Source organism: Paenibacillus sp. Marseille-Q9583 (assembly GCF_976954365.1).
In genome coordinates, this window is sequence record NZ_CDRJTB010000066.1 from 20085 (window position 1) to 38078 (window position 17994).

Here is a 17994-nt window from a genome sequence, read left to right on the forward strand (position 1 = left end):
ATAGTAGAGTAGTTGACAATTAAAAAGGACCAATTAAGATAGTTTTTAATGGACCACTTGCTGGCCAAGGAGGGAAACAATGAATATTACGCTGGCATTCGATCAATATCTGGCGATACACCGCTACAAATATTTAGCGTTATATCATGCACTTCGCGCTGGAATATTGGAGGGAACTCTCCCGGGTGGCACTCAGCTGCCGTCTACACGAAGTCTGGCTATGCACTATGACTTGTCGCGCGGATCGGTCTCGCAGGTGTATGAAATGTTGCTCGCTGATGGTTATGTAAGGACTGTGACTGGACGGGGGACATTCGTATCAAAAGATAGCTTTGTTTCAGCTTCTGGAGATAATAAGCGTGAAAATGTGACTTTGGGTGAGGTGGCAGATGATGCTGGGGGAGGCCCTGCATCTGAGAGAACGATCCCACTTTCGGCATGGGGAGAACGACTACTCAGGCGCCCGACACCCTTGTATGAGCAGCATAGCAAGAATGTTGTAAGCTTCCTTAGCGGTGGTATGCGGATGGAGCACTTTCCTTACGCTGAATGGCGCAGTGCGCTAACGTATGCTGGAGGGAAAGAAGGCGGTTTGCTGCAAAGCACTTGTCCTCCCGAAGGAGATGAAGGGCTTCGCAAAGCTATCGCTGCGCATCTGCGGATTACCCGCGGGATTCGTGCGGATGTAGAGCATATCGTGTTGTTTAGCGGTTCGATGCAAGGCATCGTTATTTTGACCCAGCTGCTGCTGGATGCAGGGGGCGAAGCGGTTGTCGAGGATCCGGGTTTCCATGGGATTCGCCGAGCGGTAGAGATCAATGGGGGACGATTGCTGGTAGGAAAGCTGGATGATAGCGGTCTAATTCCTGAGGATTGGGATGCGCGTCTGTTGTTTGTTACACCAAGTCGCCAATTTCCTACAGGTGTGGTGCTGCCGTTGGAACGGAGGCGTATCTTGCTGGAATGGGCGCAGCGACATGAAGCGGTAATCATTGAGGATGATTATGACAGTGAGTTTCGGTGGTCGGGACGTCCAATCGAGCCATTAAAAGCGCTAGATCGTGGAGAACGGGTCGTGTATATTGGCTCCTTTTCAAACACAATGTTCTCTGGCCTTCGGCTTGGCTTTGCTGTGCTTCCACCCTCTCTGGTAAAGCCGACGATCGCCGCTAAGGCGCTATATGAGCCTTTACCAGTCGGACTGCTGGAACAGCGGGCATTGGCACGGTTTATGAATACCGGTGGCTATGGCCGTCATCTGCGTCGGATGACCCGCATTTATGGTGAACGCGGTCGCATCCTTAGGGCGATGCTGTCAGAACAGCTTAATGAGCTGTTTGAGCTGCTGCCTGGCGATGCGGGGCTGCAAGTATATGCGCGGTGGCTACGCACTAGAGAAGAGTTCGTAGCATTCCGGGCGGCAGCGCGCAGGCGCGGCACGGATTTCAGAGATGTGGCGTTATATCAAGTTTCGCCGGGGGAGCCAGCCGCATGTTTTGCTTTTGCCCATCTGAATGCTGTGGAGCTGGAGGAAGGAATAAAGCGCCTGCTTTTGGCGTGGGAAGATGTACAAAGTGCAACATGACAAGTTATGATGGTGGGGATGGGAAGCAAAACGAAGTGAATGCTTACGAAGTGAGTTTTGCGGAGTAACTCAAGTAGATTATGCTAACAAAACTTTTGGGAGGGAACGTTATGCTGCACGCATCGCCATCCTCTTTTGTTATATTGCCTGCCTTGGCGAAGATTGTGTGCGAACCAAGCTGGAAATGGCAAAAAAGAGAGAAGTCGCTGCAAAATTATGATTTATTCTATGTATGGAGCGGGGAAGGGACGGTTATTCGTAACGGTGAACCCTTCCAAGTGGGCAAGGGGAGCTGCTTCTTGTTCCGTCCGGGTGACCATACAAGCGCTACTCATAATCCGCAAAGACCACTTGTCCTTACATATATTCATTTTGATGTCACCGGAGAGGTGACGGATGTTCCGCTGCCCTATCGCGTACTTGCAGAAACCGTTGAATTTGAGCATCTGCTTGCTCGTTACGTCCGGCTGTTCCTAGTGGATACGTACGCGGCTGAGGAAGAAGGGCAGCTTGTTCTAAAGCAACTAATGATTCATCTGCTTAGGGAGGACCGAGTGAAGCCTGTAGAACGTTATGCTAGCAACCATTTAACAGAGATTATTCACGAAATAGCGAACTATGTGAGCCAACATCCCGGGATATCGCATCGCGTAGAGGATCTTGCTGCACGTGCAGGGCTGTCGCCTCGGTATTTCTCAATTAAGTTTAAGGAGCTTACTGGCTCTTCCGTTCAATCTTATGTCATTCGAGCTCGGATTGAGCGTGCTCAGCATTTGCTGCTCTACGCTGGGATGAATGTTACTGAGGTAGCGGATGCACTTGGATACCGTGACATTTTCTTTTTCAGCCGTCAGTTCAAGCAGTATACCGGAAAAAGTCCATCTGAGATCCGCTGATTCACATTCGTTGTTTCAGTTATTTCATCCAAGGGTAAATACTTTGCAGTTTCGTTTACAGAGAATTTACATAACTTCTTGGAAGGGGAGACGCATGGGATGATGATCAGACGCCGAATCTGCAACACCGATTGTAAAAGTGGAGGCGCAGGGCTTTTTAGAAACCGTTTGAGAAGATTAAAACAATCGAGTGCTTTTGCCATAGATAGCTGGTTCTAAACTGAGCAGGTATATAATCGCTGGATATGACCAAAGACTTTAAATAACCGGGGCCAACAGGCTTCCGGTTTTTTTGAAATATAAGAATGTATATTTGATACAATAGATTAAATTCCTGTGAGGGTATTTTGCATTCTGTTGCATATCTTACATTCCATTGGCGAAAAAACGCCCATACTAAAGATTATCACGGTGAACTATTGTATGAAGTACTTTATTTTAGTGAATGGGTTATTACTAAGGAGAGTATTATTCTTGTAATGCATCGCAAAAATTACATGTGACAGAATTCCAGAGCTATAGGTGGGAGGAGAGAAAAAATGTACGAAATCGTGCTTATACGTCATGGGGAAAGCCAGTACAATGTTCAGAATTTGTTTACGGGTTGGAGTGATCCGGATTTAACCGAGAAAGGTATCCAAGAAGCCAAGGCTGCTGGCAAGCTGTTGAAGGATGAAGGATATACGTTTGATCTAGCTTTTGCATCGGTACTCAAACGATCGATCAAAACACTCAACTATATTCTCGATGAAATGGATCTGCTGTGGATTCCTGTGCAAAAGTCCTGGAAGCTGAATGAACGGCATTATGGTGCACTTCAGGGACTTAGTAAAAGTGAAACGGCGATAAAATACGGTGAAGAACAATTGCATCTCTGGCGACGAAGTTTATCGGTTCGGCCTCCACTGCTTGAGCTTAATGATCCTCGGTATGCCAGAAATGATATTCGTTATAGCAGTATTCGTCCGGAGGATATTCCGCGAGGCGAGAGTCTGGAAGATACTGTTCATCGTGTGGGTGATTTCTGGAGAAACCGCATCGTTCCCCTTGTACGTAAAAAGGAACGGGTGCTCATTTCAGCCCATGGCAATACACTGCGAGCGTTGATCAAATTTATGGAAGATATTGATGAGGCAGCACTGCTGGAGCTCAATATTCCTACAGGAGTACCACTCGTGTACAAACTGGATGAGGACATTAATCCAATCAGCCGCTTTTATTTAGGCGATCCGGAACAGGTTGCAGCCAAGGCACGTGATGTTGCTAAGCAGGGACATGTGTAATAGGCGTAGCAGGTGTAAAGAGAGCATATAATGACTTGAAAAGATTAAGGGACAGCCATGGGGCTGTCCTTTTATTTTTAGTGTGTAGTAGATGTCCAAAAGGTACATACAGTAGATGTTAACGCAATCTCCATTGCCAAGAATAGAATAATACTATATAGTTATATTGATAATGATTATCAATATCATTATATAATATGTCGATTGGAGTGAATTTATTTTGTTTAAATCTCCAAAAACTTATCTATTGATTGTGTTTACTTTGGTTATAACGTTACTGCTAGCAGCTTGCGGACAAGCCGTTGAGCATACCACCTCCTCAGTAGATGGGACAGAGAGTGCTGTATCTTCATCAAACAGCAATGACTCATCCAGCGAAGTGGACATGGTTACATATCAAGCAAGTAACGGAGATATTCAAGTACCCAGACATCCGAAACGGATTGTCGATTTAACCGCCTTCGACACTGGATACTTCCTGGCGTTAGGTATTAAACCGGTTGGTGTTATGAATGGTGTCTTAAACAGTCCCTACTTTGAAGGAATGCTGGAAGGCGTTCAAGGCCTTGGAGATGAACCATCTCTTGAACACATTTTAGAGCTGAACCCTGATCTTATTGTTGTATTCTCCGGAATGGAAGAGCTCGACAAGCTGGCCGAAATAGCGCCAGTAGTAGCCATTCAATACGGTGCAAAAACTATCAGAGATCAAATGCTTGATTTCGGTACATTAACGGGGAAAGAAGCCGAAGCTAAAGCTTGGGTGGAACAATGGAACAAAAAAATCAAAGAATTGAAGCCTAAGGTGTTAGCAGCTGTAGGTGGCAAAACCGTTTCTATTCTAAATCCGTTTTCCGGTGGACTATTCGTATTCGGTCACAGCTACGGGCGCGGTGGAGAAATTATCTATAATGAATTTGGCCTGAAAGCACCTCCTGAAGCGCAGAAAGAAGCTATAGACAGCGGCACTGGTTGGGCAACAATCTCCCTTGAGAAGCTGCCTCAATTTGCTGGAGATATTGTATTCACATGCCCATGGGCTGGCGATACGAGCGATCCAAAAATCGTCTATGACAACCCCTTGTGGAAGCATCTTCCTGCCGTGAAAGCAGGCAACGTATTCCAACTGGACCCAACCGCTGATACATATAGTGATCCCGTTACGCTTGAAGCGCAGTTAAATTACATTACTGAGAGTCTTTTATCTGCAAAATGATTCTACTTCAACGAAAGTCCACAAGCTTGCATTTGGTTTTTATAGCAGAGAGATTCGGCATTAATCGATGCTGATTCTCCCTGCTATTTTTAATGTAGCTGTTTTATAATGGCTCCATCATAACTTCGGTTTATAAGTTTAGTTATCGGCCGAGTGAGCCTTTTTAGTTATTTTTTAAAACCTGAATTCTGTGATACATGAGTATATTCAATAAATCTATGAGGATTTTCTATGTTAGGATGATATTTCTGATGATAGTATTCAATGTAAGTTTAAAAAGTAAAGGAGGAATTAATGAACATTTTCGCACGTTTTAAATTGTAAGTATGAGTTAGAAGAATTATGCGAAAAATCTAAACCGGTTTAGATTTATTCAGTAACACACTTGATGCTTGAATAAGCCTTACTCCACAGCGGCTAGCGCTCTTAGAGAATAACTCCTTCCTGAAAGTAAAATCATCCTATCGGTTTATGAAGCGAACGTTTATGCATTAGAAATTTTTAATTGAAATCTCGCTCTTTACGATGACCCATTATCCTAAGCTGTACCTTAATCGAAAGGAATGGTGATAAGTATGAGGAATAATTGTAATCGCTTACTTAAAATATTATTCTGCTGCATTCTGATAACCTCAATCATAACGCCTAGTACCAGTTCTCCTGTTTTGGCCAAGGCTCTCCCGGGATTAGCGGATGTGTCCAGAGAAGTGGCTGCTGAAGGTATTGTGCTGCTGCAAAATCCGGAGTATAAACCAGCAGGATCACAAGTAAATGAGAATGAACAAGTGCTCCCTATCAAGATGAGTGAAAATGTATCGGTATTTGGCCGCATACAAGCGCATTATTACAAGTCAGGCACAGGATCTGGCGGTGCGGTAAGGGTAGATTATGTGAATGGGATTCTGGAAGGTCTTCGGAACAATCCCAGTCTCAAGTTAAATGAAGATCTGGCGAAGATTTATGCCGACTGGATCAAAAAGAATCCTTTTAACAATGGCGGTGGTGGCTGGGCAGCAGAGCCGTGGTCACAGGCAGAAATGCCTTTAACCGATGAAATTGTGGATGCAGCAAAAGCAAAAACGGATACAGCTGTGGTCATCATCGGTAGAACAGCCGGTGAAGATAAGGATAATACGGACGTCAAGGGTGCCTATAAGCTGACAGACCTTGAAGTAGACATGCTTAACCGGGTCTATGCCAAATTCGACCGAGTGGCCATCGTATTGAACGTAGCCAACGTTATCGATATGTCATGGGCTAAAAACTATCCCAAAGCTGCTATTTTGTACACATGGCAAGGGGGGATGGAAGGCGGTAGCGCAGTAGCCGACGTACTGACCGGAGACGTTACGCCAAGCGGAAAATTGAGCGACACGATTGCAGCTACACTTGCTGACTATCCTTCTACTGCACATTTTGGCAGCAAAACTGAAAATTCTTATAGTGAGGATATTTATGTAGGCTACCGCTATTTTGAGACCTTTGCTCCGGATAAGGTGCTCTATCCATTTGGGTACGGACTGTCCTATACCAATTTCAAGATCACGACTGATAATGTCAACGCTGGTGAGAATGAGGTTGCAGTGACTGTAACTGTTCAGAATACAGGTAAGGTGGAAGGCAAAGAAGTTGTACAGATTTATTACGGTGCACCACAAGGTAAACTTGGCAAGCCAGCCAAGGAGCTTGCTGCTTTTGCTAAAACCCGGCTGTTACAGCCTGGGGAATCACAGTCGATCACCATCACATATGACACCAAAGATATGGCCTCATATGATGATAGTGGAATTACAGGTCATGATTCATCTTATGTTCTAGAAGCTGGTGACTATAATATTTACGTAGGCAACAGTGTAAGTGACAGCGAAAAGCAAGGAGTATACAGCCTTAATGCTTTGAAGGTTGTAGAAACCTTGCAGGAAGCGCTCGCGCCAACTAAGGAATTTGATCGTATCAAACCAGGACAACCGAATGAAAATGGTACTTTTACCACTGTCACTGAAAAGGTGCCGACACGGACTACCGACTTGGATGAAAGAATCAAGCAAAATCTCCCTGCGTCCATTCCACAAACTGGGGACAAGGGTTATACCTTATTGGATGTATACAATCAGAAAGTGACTATGGATCAGTTCATTGCACAATTGTCCAACAACGATCTGGGGGCCATTATTTTAGGGGAAGGGATGTCTAGCCCTAAAGTTACTGCCGGAACCGCTGCGGCTTTTGGTGGTGTCACTAAAAATCTGCTGAAATTCGGACTCCCTATCGACAGTGCTGCCGACGGTCCTTCAGGAATCCGGATGGAGACCAATGCAGAGAAGGCAACCAGTATCCCGAACGGGACAATGCTTGCCTGTACGTGGAACACCGAGCTGAATGAAAGATTGTTCGATCTTCTCGGTAAAGAAATGCTGATTAATAATATCGATACGCTGCTTGGACCGGGAATCAATATCCACAGAAGTCCCCTGAACGGAAGAAACTTTGAGTATTTTTCAGAGGATCCGTTACTGACAGGCATCATGGCTGCTGCGCAGACAAGAGGTCTTCAGAAGAACGGTACATCGCCTACTATTAAGCATTTCGCAGCGAACAATCAGGAAACGGATAGACATCTTGTGAATGCACTTGTCTCTGAAAGAGCGCTTCGCGAGATTTATTTGAAAGGTTATGAAATGGCAGTGAAGAGTGGAAAGGCGCGTTCAGTGATGACGTCCTATGGTCCGGTAAACGGAACTTGGGCTTCCAGTAACTATGATCTGAATACGACCATCCTCCGCGGAGAATGGGGCTTTGACGGGATTGTCATGACAGACTGGTGGGCGAAGATGAGTGAGGATCAGGGCTTCTATGCCACTACCAATCGTTATGATGAAACCAACGGCAAAGCCATGGTCCGTGCCCAAAATGACCTTTACATGGTAATTCCGAACGATTATGCAGAAACGCATAAGAATCGGAATAACAGTACCTTTAATACGGTGACATCGCTTGCTAACGGCAGTCTGACCCTGGGAGAATTGCAGCGTTCTGCCAAGAATATCACGAACTTTTTGATGCAATCTCCAGCCTTTGCAAGAACGGCAAAGATTGATTATGTGGTCAATTATACGCCGGGAAGAGATTGGTTCCGGGTGAATACGGACAAATCAGGAGATCCACAGCTCTCTGATATTACGGTTGGCGGCAAAAAGATCAAAATATTTAATCCATTGAAACTCGACTATAAAGCCTTTGGTGAAACGACTGAGACTAGCAGTTATCCTGAAGTCAAAGCTACGGCGATAGCTGGTGTAGACGTAAGTATACGACAAGCCGATAAAGATAGACCGGCTGCTGTAATTACTGCTTCGGCCGGAGGAGGGAAACGGATCTACAAGGTTATTTTCTCTTCGGAGGAAGGCTTGGAACCGATTTTTGAGAATCCGACCTATGCTTATTTAAAGAATATCTCGATTGATGGTAAGCCGCTTGAGGGGTTTGCACAGACTAGGTTCAGTTATGATGTAGGTCTCAGTAACGGGGCCGCCTTACCTGAAGTTACGTTTGAAACGAATGATGGTGTAAAAGCGACGGCTAACGTAGATCTCATCAATAAAAGAGTGACAATCAAATGTATCAGCTCCGATCAGGCGAATTCCTATGTGATACAGTTTGGTACGACACCACAGAGCGATGAGTTCGATAGTACAAATCTAAGCAACTTCTGGACGATTAATAAAGAGACTGCTACCAATACAGAAAACAACAAAAATTGGTCTTTAAGCACTGCTCTCGGCAATTTGAGAATCATCGCTGAAAGAGGTGACTTCTGGAGTGATCATGCAGATTTGAAGAACTATTTCCAGCAGGAGGCCTTCGGCAACTGGGAAGCAACAGTGAAAATTAATATGAGCAAAGCGCCAAATCAAAATTATAACGGCGTCGGCATCACGGCTTCACAGGATAACAATAACTATATCTGGGTGAAGTATGAATATAGTAGCGGCAAGATCATCGGTATGACCAAAGAAACCGGAGGTACGGAGCCTGTTACCATTGGACAACTGTCTGCCAGTCAGCTCACCAGTATTTTTGGAGAAAAGAAAGAGTTATATTTACGTTTGAAAAAAATAGGCAACAGCTATTCCGGTTATGTCAGCGCTGACGGCAAGGAATATATTTCACTTGGCAGTACAACTGCGAATTATGCCAATCCGAAGTTTGGATTACTTGCATCTAATGGAAGTCAGAATCTTACAGATCCATTTGTTGTTGATTTTGATTATGTCAGAATCAACAGTGATGTAGCTTTGGCAGTAAAGAAGATTGGGAAAAATACTAAATTGAAGGTAGCTGAGACGGAATTTGCCTCAATTACTCCGATAATCACGCCAGTAAGCAGTAATGATGTAGACGGCGGATTATGCTACACCAATACAAGTAAGGGAGAAGCCATCTCCTATAAGGTAAATGTGGAGAAAGAAGGCATGTACAAAGTCACATCACGAATTCGCTCTAGCCAATCGGATGTCGCCCAAATGTCCTTTGGCATCTATGATGGCGATAAGCTACTGGGTACCTTCGACCTCACCACGACTAAAGGGGTATGGAAAACCTTTAGAATTCCTGATATTCAGCTGTCGGCGGGCGAACATACCCTTAGAATTGTATTTGAAAGTGCTGGTATTGACCTGAACTGGCTAACCTTCCAGCTGAAGCAGGACAATGTAGACACATCGGTGTTAGATGCGGATATCAAGGCTGCTCAAAATATCGATATGAATGCATACACAGCTTACAAAAAGCTCAAATTCAACGCTGTGCTGGATGAGGTTAAGGCTGTTCTTGCTGAGCCGATTAACGACGAGGTTGTTGCAGAAGCCATAGCTTCCTTGAAAGCGGTTATAACAGATTTGAGCTTATCGTCTATGCCAATCCATATTGCTCCGAGAGAAACGCTGAAAGTAGAGAACGGTATTAGAATCTATCCTTATAATGCACCATGGATTTATGCAACGAATACCCAGTTCAGATTCGAAAGTGGTACGGACGCCATGAGTTATGTCAATTCTAATGACCTTGTTTATTTCGGTCAGGTTGACTTGACTAATCTTGTGGAAGTAAGAGTGCAGTATGCCCGTGAAGGCGGATCGTCTCCATCTTTTAAATTCTATACCGAGGCTGACAATACGGGTAAACCAGTTAAAAGAGCTACTACACAAGGAAGAGCATACGCTGATGCTTACAGCGGCGGGGGTTCTTTTGAACTTGGTAATGAATTTGCAAGCATTAGTTTTGCTCAGAAAGCAGGCGCTGCTTGGGGGAATTATGGAATGGCAAGCACCAAACAAACGCCTGGAAATTCTTACATTGATCATTATTTGACAGCGGAAACCTTCCTAGATAGAACCAAAGTGACTGGAAAACAAAATGTGTATATGATTTTTAACGGATTAAATGCAAATTTACAATATGTTGAACTCATTTATGCTGATCCGATTGAAGTCACCTTCGATCAGAATTATCTGAACTCACCGGCTCCAACCAAAGTAACCGCATTTAAAGGTGAAGCATTAAGCACCTTACCTCGGGTACCGGAACGTGAAGGCTACATTTTTGCTGGCTGGTTTGATAATAAAGAAGGGACTGGTAATGCATTAACCGTAGAAACGGTAATGAACATAAGCACGGTGTATTATGCCAAATGGACAGAAGATACCCATGCTAAAGAAATTATATCGATTGTTCAACCGCAACTGCTGAGTGTGCCGTTCGGAACTGCTGCAGGAGAATTGAATTTACCAGCTACAGTGGAAGCTACATTGGGCAACAAAAAGGTAATTCACTTACCTGTACAATGGGATAGTAAAGATTTCAACGGTGGAAAAGCGGGGAGTTATACGCTGGCAGGTAGCTTTGAGCTTCCTGAGGGTGTGTTGAATAGTACCCATCAAACTGTTTCTATTACAGTGGTTGTACTGCCAGAAGGCACTAAACCTATCCAGATTACTAAGGTTGAGAAGCTGGAGGGCAAAAATGTTGAATTTGGCACCGCTTTTAATAAGTTGGAATTGCCGTCTTCAGTTACAGTAACGCTTGATACGTATGAGCAGAAGGAACTTGTTGTTAAATGGAGCCCTGCTGGTTATAACGGCAATGTGGAAGGATCATACATGCTGAGCGGTACTATGGTATTAGAAGAAGGAATGATCAACCCTAATGATCTGAAAGCTTCCATCACCATTCAGGTAATGCCGGAAGTGATTCGTGTCGCTGAGATTGTCAAAGTGCAGGATTTGGAAAGTAAGAGCGTTCCATTCGGCACTCCATTTAATGGATTGAAGCTACCATCATCGGTCATAGCTACTTTGAACAACGGTGAGACAAAGGCGATATCCATCGATTGGAATAGTGAAGGTTACAATAGCGATAAGCAAGGAGCTTATATCCTGAAAGGAGCGCTAGTACCTCTGGAAGGTGTCAGCAATCCCAAAGACCTGAAGGCATCCATTACGATCGAAGTACTGCCGGAGGTCATTACGATACCGGAAATCACGGCAGTGCAAGCACTAGCAAGTAAAAGCGTTGCTTATGGTACCAGTTTTGACGCACTGGAGCTACCAGCTTCAGTATCAGTAACCCTGAATACCGGGATGAATAAGGTCGTTTCTGTTCAGTGGAACAAGGAAGGCTATAACGGGAATACGGAAGGAACGTACACCATCAAGGGGGATCTTGTCTTCCCTGAGGGGATAGCTAATCCGCTTGGCCTGAAGGGACAGATCTCTGTGATCGTTAAACCTTACAGCGGTGGAGCTGGTGGTCAACCAAGTACACCAACACCGACTACCCCAGCGGTACCTTCAGTACCATCGATTCCTGGAGAAGTCGTAAAACCTGGAGAACAGCAGCCTCAGTCTCCGATAACAGATGGAAAAACGAAGACACCGGAGCTAATCAGACAAGAGCTTAAGAATAAGTTTAAAGATGCTACTCTAATTCCTAGCTGGGCAGAATCTGCGATTGCAGCGCTGGTGGAGAGAAATATTATCGGCGGACGCACAGACGGAAGCTTTGATCCAAGTGGGAAGGTAAACCGTGCCGAGTTTGTTGCCATGGTAGTAAAAAGCTTCAACTTCAGCATGGGCGAGAATCAAAAGCAGTTTACTGACGTTCTGAAAGATGCTTGGTATAAAAACTATGTTGAGATTGGGACTTCTAATCAACTGATCAATGGTATCGGTAATGGCATGTTTGCTCCTAATAGCAGCATTAGCCGTCAGGACCTGTGTGTAATTCTATTCAATGCATTGAAAAAGCTTAATGTTGAATTGCCGCAAGCGACTAACCATGACTTCCCAGATGATGCTTCTATTGCGGGTTATGCTAAAGAAGCGGTCTATGCCTTCAAAGATCTTGGTATTGTAAATGGGGGCAGCGGTGGAAAAATGGATCCGACAGCTTCGGCCTCAAGAGCTGAAGCAGCTGTGATCATCAACAATGTACTGGAATACTATGCTAGCGTAACAAGCTCTAAAGTGAAATAAACAAAACAAGGGTATCCCGGCGCCGATTTTCAATCGGTTAGGGATACCCTTATTTTGTTATATCGTAGCTTTACTAAAGCGGCCGATGCAGCGTCCCCAGCAATTCCCCCATCTTTACCTTCGTGTTGACCTCAAGCTTGGGTCTAGGGGTAAAAGTACCGCTCTCCATAAGCAGTACTACAGTGGAGCCGAACTCGAAATAGGCTAGATCATCGCCGATTTGCCACTCGGTAGCGTTAGCATCCGTATACCCGATGCTGCTGACGTTCATCGCGCCTACCTTTACTACTGCGGTTTCTCCGTAGTCTCCGGCGATATACGTGATAAGACGTTCATTGCGATTCAGTACGCCCTTCATATGTCGCATGCCGAAATCGTTGACAGGATAGGCTCGTCCACGAATATGATCACTCTCAACCTTATGTCCAGTAAGGGGAGAGTGAATCCGGTGATAATCCGTAGGACTTAGATAAAGGACGAAGAAAAAACCTCTCTTGTATAGCTCCAGATGCGGAGAATGATTCAGTAGATCCTCGATCTTATAATCCTGCCCTTTTACATTCATAATCGTACCAGAGGAAATGTCACCCATAGCAGTAATCATTGCATCTACGGGACTAACTAAAGCGTCAGCATCGGTTGCAATAGGCCGCATGCCAGGCTTCAGCCGGCGGCTGAAAAACTCATTAAGAGTGAGATATTCTCCAGGATTCTTCTCCGCTTGGGCGGAGGGGATTTGATAAGTCTTAATAAATACCGGGATAAGAAAACGGCTGAGTCTACTATGAGAAAAAGACCCCATTAACCGTGAAAGCCATCGGTGCGAGGATAGCTCGGTCATTAGCCGCAGCAATTGTTTTACCATGCCCATCTCCCTTCCATAATACAGCAGTACGGTCGTATGTGGCCGCCATCTGCTCTGCATTATATTGACATAGAATAGGAGACAAATCAATAACTGTTATATATGAGGCTGTTCTTTTCTAGTAAAAAACGTGCGTATCCCATAGGTCTTCGGTAACTCTCCTTCCAAATCTCCGTAAGGCCGGCTTTGTGGAATCCATAGCGTTGGTCGCGGCCATTGCACTCTATGAAGAAGATGCGACCATCCTTTGTAATACCTATATCCAGTCCAATATCGGCCAGCCCTGGAAGGTCTTGTTCGAGACAACGAGCTATAACAAGGCTAAGTGTTTCGACAGCCATACGGATATGGGCCGCTATTGCTCTTGAGAAGGCTTTTTCCAGGGCAAAGGAAGAGCTTAACGCTTCTCCTCCACGGGCTATATTAGAGACAAACCCCCCAGGGGGTGCTAGTTTAGCAAAGAGACCGGTAACCTGCCAATCGCCTCCCCAGCCACGCTGAACGGTGACGCGTAAATCAAAGGGACGTCCTTCAATCTCAGCAAGGGGAATACGTTCCTGCACGAGATAAGGGACAGAGGCAAGGCGTGCCCGGAGCATTTTTGGCAGCGCCCCCTGATATACGGGAGTACTTATCCAGCGCCGCATGGAGGGGGAGAGATAATTTAAGCTCCAGCGCTGAGGCCCTTTACGAACCAGTCGCATGACCCCATTCCCGATGCTTCCACGGCAAGGTTTAAGAATAAGATCGGGGTAACGATTCATCATTTGTTTGAGTCCAGATACGCCAGCTGTTGCTGGCATAACCTCACGCAGCTCTTCATGCTGCTCAAGCAGTTCATGGATCTCATCCTTGCCGTATCGATTGCAAGTATTGTACACCAAAGGATGGTGCCGCAGCAGACGTTGCATTCCTGGGCTATTCTGGCTGTATATGGCCCGGTTATGGATGACAGTTGGCGTAGGAACTACTACGCTTTTATATCCATGAGATCCCTTTATATAGGCGGCGCTGAAGCCTGAGTCTGTATCGATGTCCGCGAGCTTCAGAAAGCAGGGGACTAAGCCGTATGCAGCGGCCGCCTCTTCATAATTGGATAGAGACTCCTGTCCTGTTTTTAGCCGGGGAACGCCCCGGTGCATATCGGCATTTAGTAGTATTCCAACGAGCTTATGCCCCATGTTTGTTCCTCCTGTTTCTTCGGTCACGTGATTCCCGTTTTTACTACTCTAGTCATTGTATGTTTGTACCCGCATGTCAGGGTGGACGAATGCGCGGCGGCAGAAGCCTTTTTTTAAAAATATAAGAAGGTATAAGTTTCACGCTATACATTATTCTTATATTTCTCACATAAACGCTTATCGTCCTAACAAGGACGCCGAAGGCATTTTTGCTTGATATAAGAAAGTGAAAATTTCATCAGAATCTTATAAAGGGCTTATCGCAAAAGGGTGTCATCAGCCCATACCGCTGCATATGATGCCTAGGAGAAACAATAGATGGAAGGAGGAGACTGCTTGTGAGGGGTTCCAAAAAAAAGCAGCCGCGCAGTCCACAAAAACGACTTTATTTTGTAGATAATCCCAATACAGAGGAACTGAGTATGCTGGATACCAAAAGCAGCTCTAAGGATTCAGGGAGTATCAGTGACGGAGTCAGCAATTCAGAGATTGCGGAAGTTCAGGTAAGTGGAGGAGGAGTAGCTGAAGCCGTTCAAGTTCAAGAGGAACTCATTTCAGCTCCAGTCCTGCAGCCGGAGCCTATGGTGGAGGTGCAGCTTCAGAAACAGGTGGATAATCTTCCTGAAACCATATGGTTCGCTCCCGAGAAAGAACGGTTTCAGCCTGTTTATACAGATGATCTATCAGATGCAGCGGTTACTGGAGCCAAAATTGCTCCACGCACCATTGACGGTTCTAAGCTGAAGTTCGGCATTATTGGTACACCATGGCTGCAAGATTACGCTGTGCAGAGTATCAATATCGCGGACAAGGCAGTTACTTCTTCGAAAATCGCGCCTGAATCCATTGTGGGTGAGCATTTAGCTGAAGGTAGCGTAAGCGGTGGTAAACTGCTGGATCATTCCATCAGTGGGGAGAAGCTGAAGAACGGCAGTATTAGTCCAGAGAAGCTGGCTGATCGGATTATCGGAGGCGGTCAAATTGCAGATAAATCTATAGAGAGTCGTCATTTGAGCGATCTGATTATTACGGCGGATCTACTGGAAGATGGCGCGGTTACTGGTGAAAAAATAGGAAGTAGCAGTATCACTGGCCGCCACCTCGCAAACGGGAGTATTGACCGTTCCAAGCTGGCTGAGGCAGCGGTATCTGGCGATATTATAGCCGATGGAGAAATAAGCAGCTCCAAGCTGGCTGATGCTGTTATTGAGGGGCGCCATCTTAGCGATGCTCTGATCACTGCCAGACATTTGGCTCCGGGAGCGATTGGTCCAGAGCAGCTTGCCAGCAAGCTGATTGGCAAGGGACAGCTCCAGCCGGGTGTGATCGAAGGTGCACATGTAGCAGAGGGTGCTATTGGTTCCAAGCAGCTAGGTGCAGAAGTGGTGAGAAGCATCCACTTAAGTGCAGAAAGCGTACACGGTTCCCATATCGGCGATGGAGAAATTTCGAGCCGCCATTTGGCTGACCGAAGCATTTCTTTCTTGAAGCTATCGGAGGGTGCGGTAGGTACTGCACAGCTGGTTGAGCAAGCGGTCACCTCATCGAAGATTGCTGATCAAAGCATACTCGCACATAAGCTAGCAGATGAAGCTGTAACCACCAGACATATTGCCAAATCCGCTATACGCGGACCGCAAATTGCTATGCAAGCCATTTCCTCCAACCATCTGGAACGTGAGGCTGTGAATCACTCCCATTTAGCTTCGGAAGCGGTAGGCTCGGAACAGCTTATGGATGAAGCTATTCATACTCATCATCTGTCCTCAAATGCTGTCACTGGAGAAAAGCTGGCCTCAGAGTCAGTGGGTGCGGAACATCTTCGTCCACAGAGTGTAACATCTGCCAAGTTAGCGGATGGAGGGGTGAATTCGGCTAAACTGGCAGCGGGATCGGTCATCGGAAGCACGATTGCTCGCGAAGTGGTAAGTGGTGAGCATATTGCTTTTTGTGCTGTGGGTGAGAAGCATTTGGCCGATGCCAGCGTGAGCGGGCGTGCTTTAAAGGACGCTGCGGTGGATAAAGATCATTTAGCTACGGGAGCCGTGGAACGGAGACATCTTGGAGAAAATAGTGTGACTGCTTCGGCGATTCAGTCCGGTTCAGTTTCAGGAGATAAGCTGGCTTCTGCTGCGGTGAGAGAGATTCATTTGGCCGCTGGAGCCGTGCAGCCACATCATCTGGCTGATCATGCGGTGACATCGTTAAAGCTGTCCCCCGAAAGTGTATCGACGGATAAAATTAGTGATTTGTCGGTCACTTCGGCTAAGCTTGCTGATGGAAGCGTAGATTCCAGTAAATTAGCAGTGTCGGCAGTTCAGGCAGAGCATTTATCTGTGAATGCAGTTCATTCAAAATCCATTAGCGATAGTGCGGTTCAGAGCAGACATATGAATCCGGGAAGTATCGGCGGGGCGCATATCCGGCCGTTGTCCATCGGAAATGGTCATATCATTCCTAATTCCATCTCTTCGATTCAAATACAGGAGGGCAGCATTAGCGGGTCTAAGCTGGCCAAAGGGGCTGTGGATTCCCAGCATCTTTCACCGGGCAGTGTAGACGGCAGCCATCTATGTATGGATACGATTGAAGGACGTCATATCGGGCATGGTGAGATCAAGCTGGCTCATCTAGCCGAAGATGCACGTAGTTCCGACTTGCTGCCAGAAGGCAGTGTTACCGGAGAGAAGCTCGCAGAAGAATCTGTAGATTCTATTCATCTAGTACCTGCAAGTGTAGACGGAAGTCATCTGAGGCTGGGTGCAGTAGAAGGTCGTCACATTCAGCATGGTGAAATCACACTGGCTCATTTGGCAGAAGAAACGTTTAGCTCTGAGCTACTGCCTAACGGTAGTATTACCGGCGAGAAGCTCGCTGAGGAATCCGTAGGTTCTATTCATCTCATGGCCGGAAGCGTAGATGGCAGTCATCTGAGCTCGGATACAGTGAAGGGACGTCATATTGGGCACGGTGAAATCACCTTAGCTCATCTAGCCAAAGATGCACGTAGCGCAGACTTGCTCCCAGATGGCAGTATTACCAGAGAAAAGCTGGCGGAAGAATCTGTGAACTCAAATCATCTTATACCTGGAAGTGTGAATGGCAGCCACCTGAGCCCGGATACAGTAGAAGGCCGCCATATCGGGCACAGTGAAATCACCTTAGCTCATCTAGCCAAAGATGCACGTAGCGCAGACTTGCTTCCAGACGGCAGTATTACCAGAGAAAAGCTGGCGAAAGAATCTGTAAATTCAAATCATCTAATCCCTGGAAGTGTGGATGGTAGTCATCTGGCCCCGGATACAATAGAAGGTCGTCATATCGGTTACGGTGAAATTACCTTAGTGCATCTAGCCAAAGAAATACGAAGCTCGGAGTTGTTACCAGAAGGCAGTATTACCGGCGATAAGCTGGCAAAACAATCCGTAGATTCTAC

The 17994-nt window shown here is 45.9% G+C and carries 7 protein-coding genes and 1 pseudogene; 6 read left to right on the forward strand and 2 right to left on the reverse strand.

The annotated features are described in order from the left end of the window. The first annotated feature begins 79 nt into the window (after positions 1-79). From pdxR to ACWNM1_RS24190, 5 genes are all read left to right on the forward strand, one after another. Positions 80-1585: a MocR-like pyridoxine biosynthesis transcription factor PdxR gene (gene pdxR, locus ACWNM1_RS24170; protein ID WP_449602935.1), complete on the forward strand. Its 1506-nt coding sequence runs from the start codon at positions 80-82 to the stop codon at positions 1583-1585. Between the two features lie 110 nt (positions 1586-1695). Continuing rightward, on the forward strand, positions 1696-2481 hold the full coding sequence (locus ACWNM1_RS24175) for a helix-turn-helix domain-containing protein (RefSeq protein ID WP_042191520.1): 786 nt from the start codon (positions 1696-1698) through the stop codon (positions 2479-2481). 539 nt (positions 2482-3020) lie between these two features. Beyond that, positions 3021-3764 (forward strand): 2,3-diphosphoglycerate-dependent phosphoglycerate mutase, encoded by a 744-nt coding sequence (gene gpmA / locus ACWNM1_RS24180; RefSeq protein ID WP_449602936.1) that lies wholly within the window; start codon positions 3021-3023, stop codon positions 3762-3764. A gap of 220 nt (positions 3765-3984) precedes the next feature. Beyond that, a complete protein-coding gene (locus ACWNM1_RS24185) occupies positions 3985-4980 on the forward strand; it encodes an ABC transporter substrate-binding protein (RefSeq protein WP_449602937.1) in 996 nt (331 codons plus the stop codon). 695 nt (positions 4981-5675) lie between these two features. Then, positions 5676-12512 carry a glycoside hydrolase family 3 N-terminal domain-containing protein gene (locus tag ACWNM1_RS24190; protein WP_449602938.1) on the forward strand — a complete coding sequence of 2279 codons (6837 nt, stop codon included), beginning with the start codon at positions 5676-5678 and terminating at the stop codon, positions 12510-12512. A 73-nt stretch (positions 12513-12585) separates the two neighbouring features. On the opposite strand, the gene asd is transcribed toward ACWNM1_RS24190, so the two are convergent. Both asd and ACWNM1_RS24200 read right to left on the reverse strand, forming a co-directional pair. After that, the gene (gene asd / locus ACWNM1_RS24195) at positions 12586-13377 is read right to left on the reverse strand and encodes an archaetidylserine decarboxylase (RefSeq protein WP_042191516.1); all 792 of its coding nucleotides are present in this window, start codon (positions 13375-13377) and stop codon (positions 12586-12588) included. An 86-nt stretch (positions 13378-13463) separates the two neighbouring features. Then, a complete protein-coding gene (locus ACWNM1_RS24200) occupies positions 13464-14558 on the reverse strand; it encodes a YheC/YheD family endospore coat-associated protein (protein WP_449602939.1) in 1095 nt (364 codons plus the stop codon). A gap of 338 nt (positions 14559-14896) precedes the next feature. On the opposite strand from ACWNM1_RS24200, the pseudogene ACWNM1_RS24205 reads away from it, so the two are divergent. Next, a pseudogene (locus tag ACWNM1_RS24205) lies at positions 14897-17994 on the forward strand (hypothetical protein); the annotation flags it as partial.

Excerpts from the sequence above, each read along its gene's own strand:
- pdxR (WP_449602935.1), top strand. The coding sequence starts at position 80 with ATGAATATTACGCTGGCATTCGATCAATATCTGGCGATACACCGCTAC.
- ACWNM1_RS24175 (WP_042191520.1), top strand. The coding sequence starts at position 1,696 with ATGCTGCACGCATCGCCATCCTCTTTTGTTATATTGCCTGCCTTGGCG.
- gpmA (WP_449602936.1), top strand. The coding sequence starts at position 3,021 with ATGTACGAAATCGTGCTTATACGTCATGGGGAAAGCCAGTACAATGTT.
- asd (WP_042191516.1), bottom strand. The coding sequence starts at position 13,377 with ATGGTAAAACAATTGCTGCGGCTAATGACCGAGCTATCCTCGCACCGA.
- ACWNM1_RS24200 (WP_449602939.1), bottom strand. The coding sequence starts at position 14,558 with ATGGGGCATAAGCTCGTTGGAATACTACTAAATGCCGATATGCACCGG.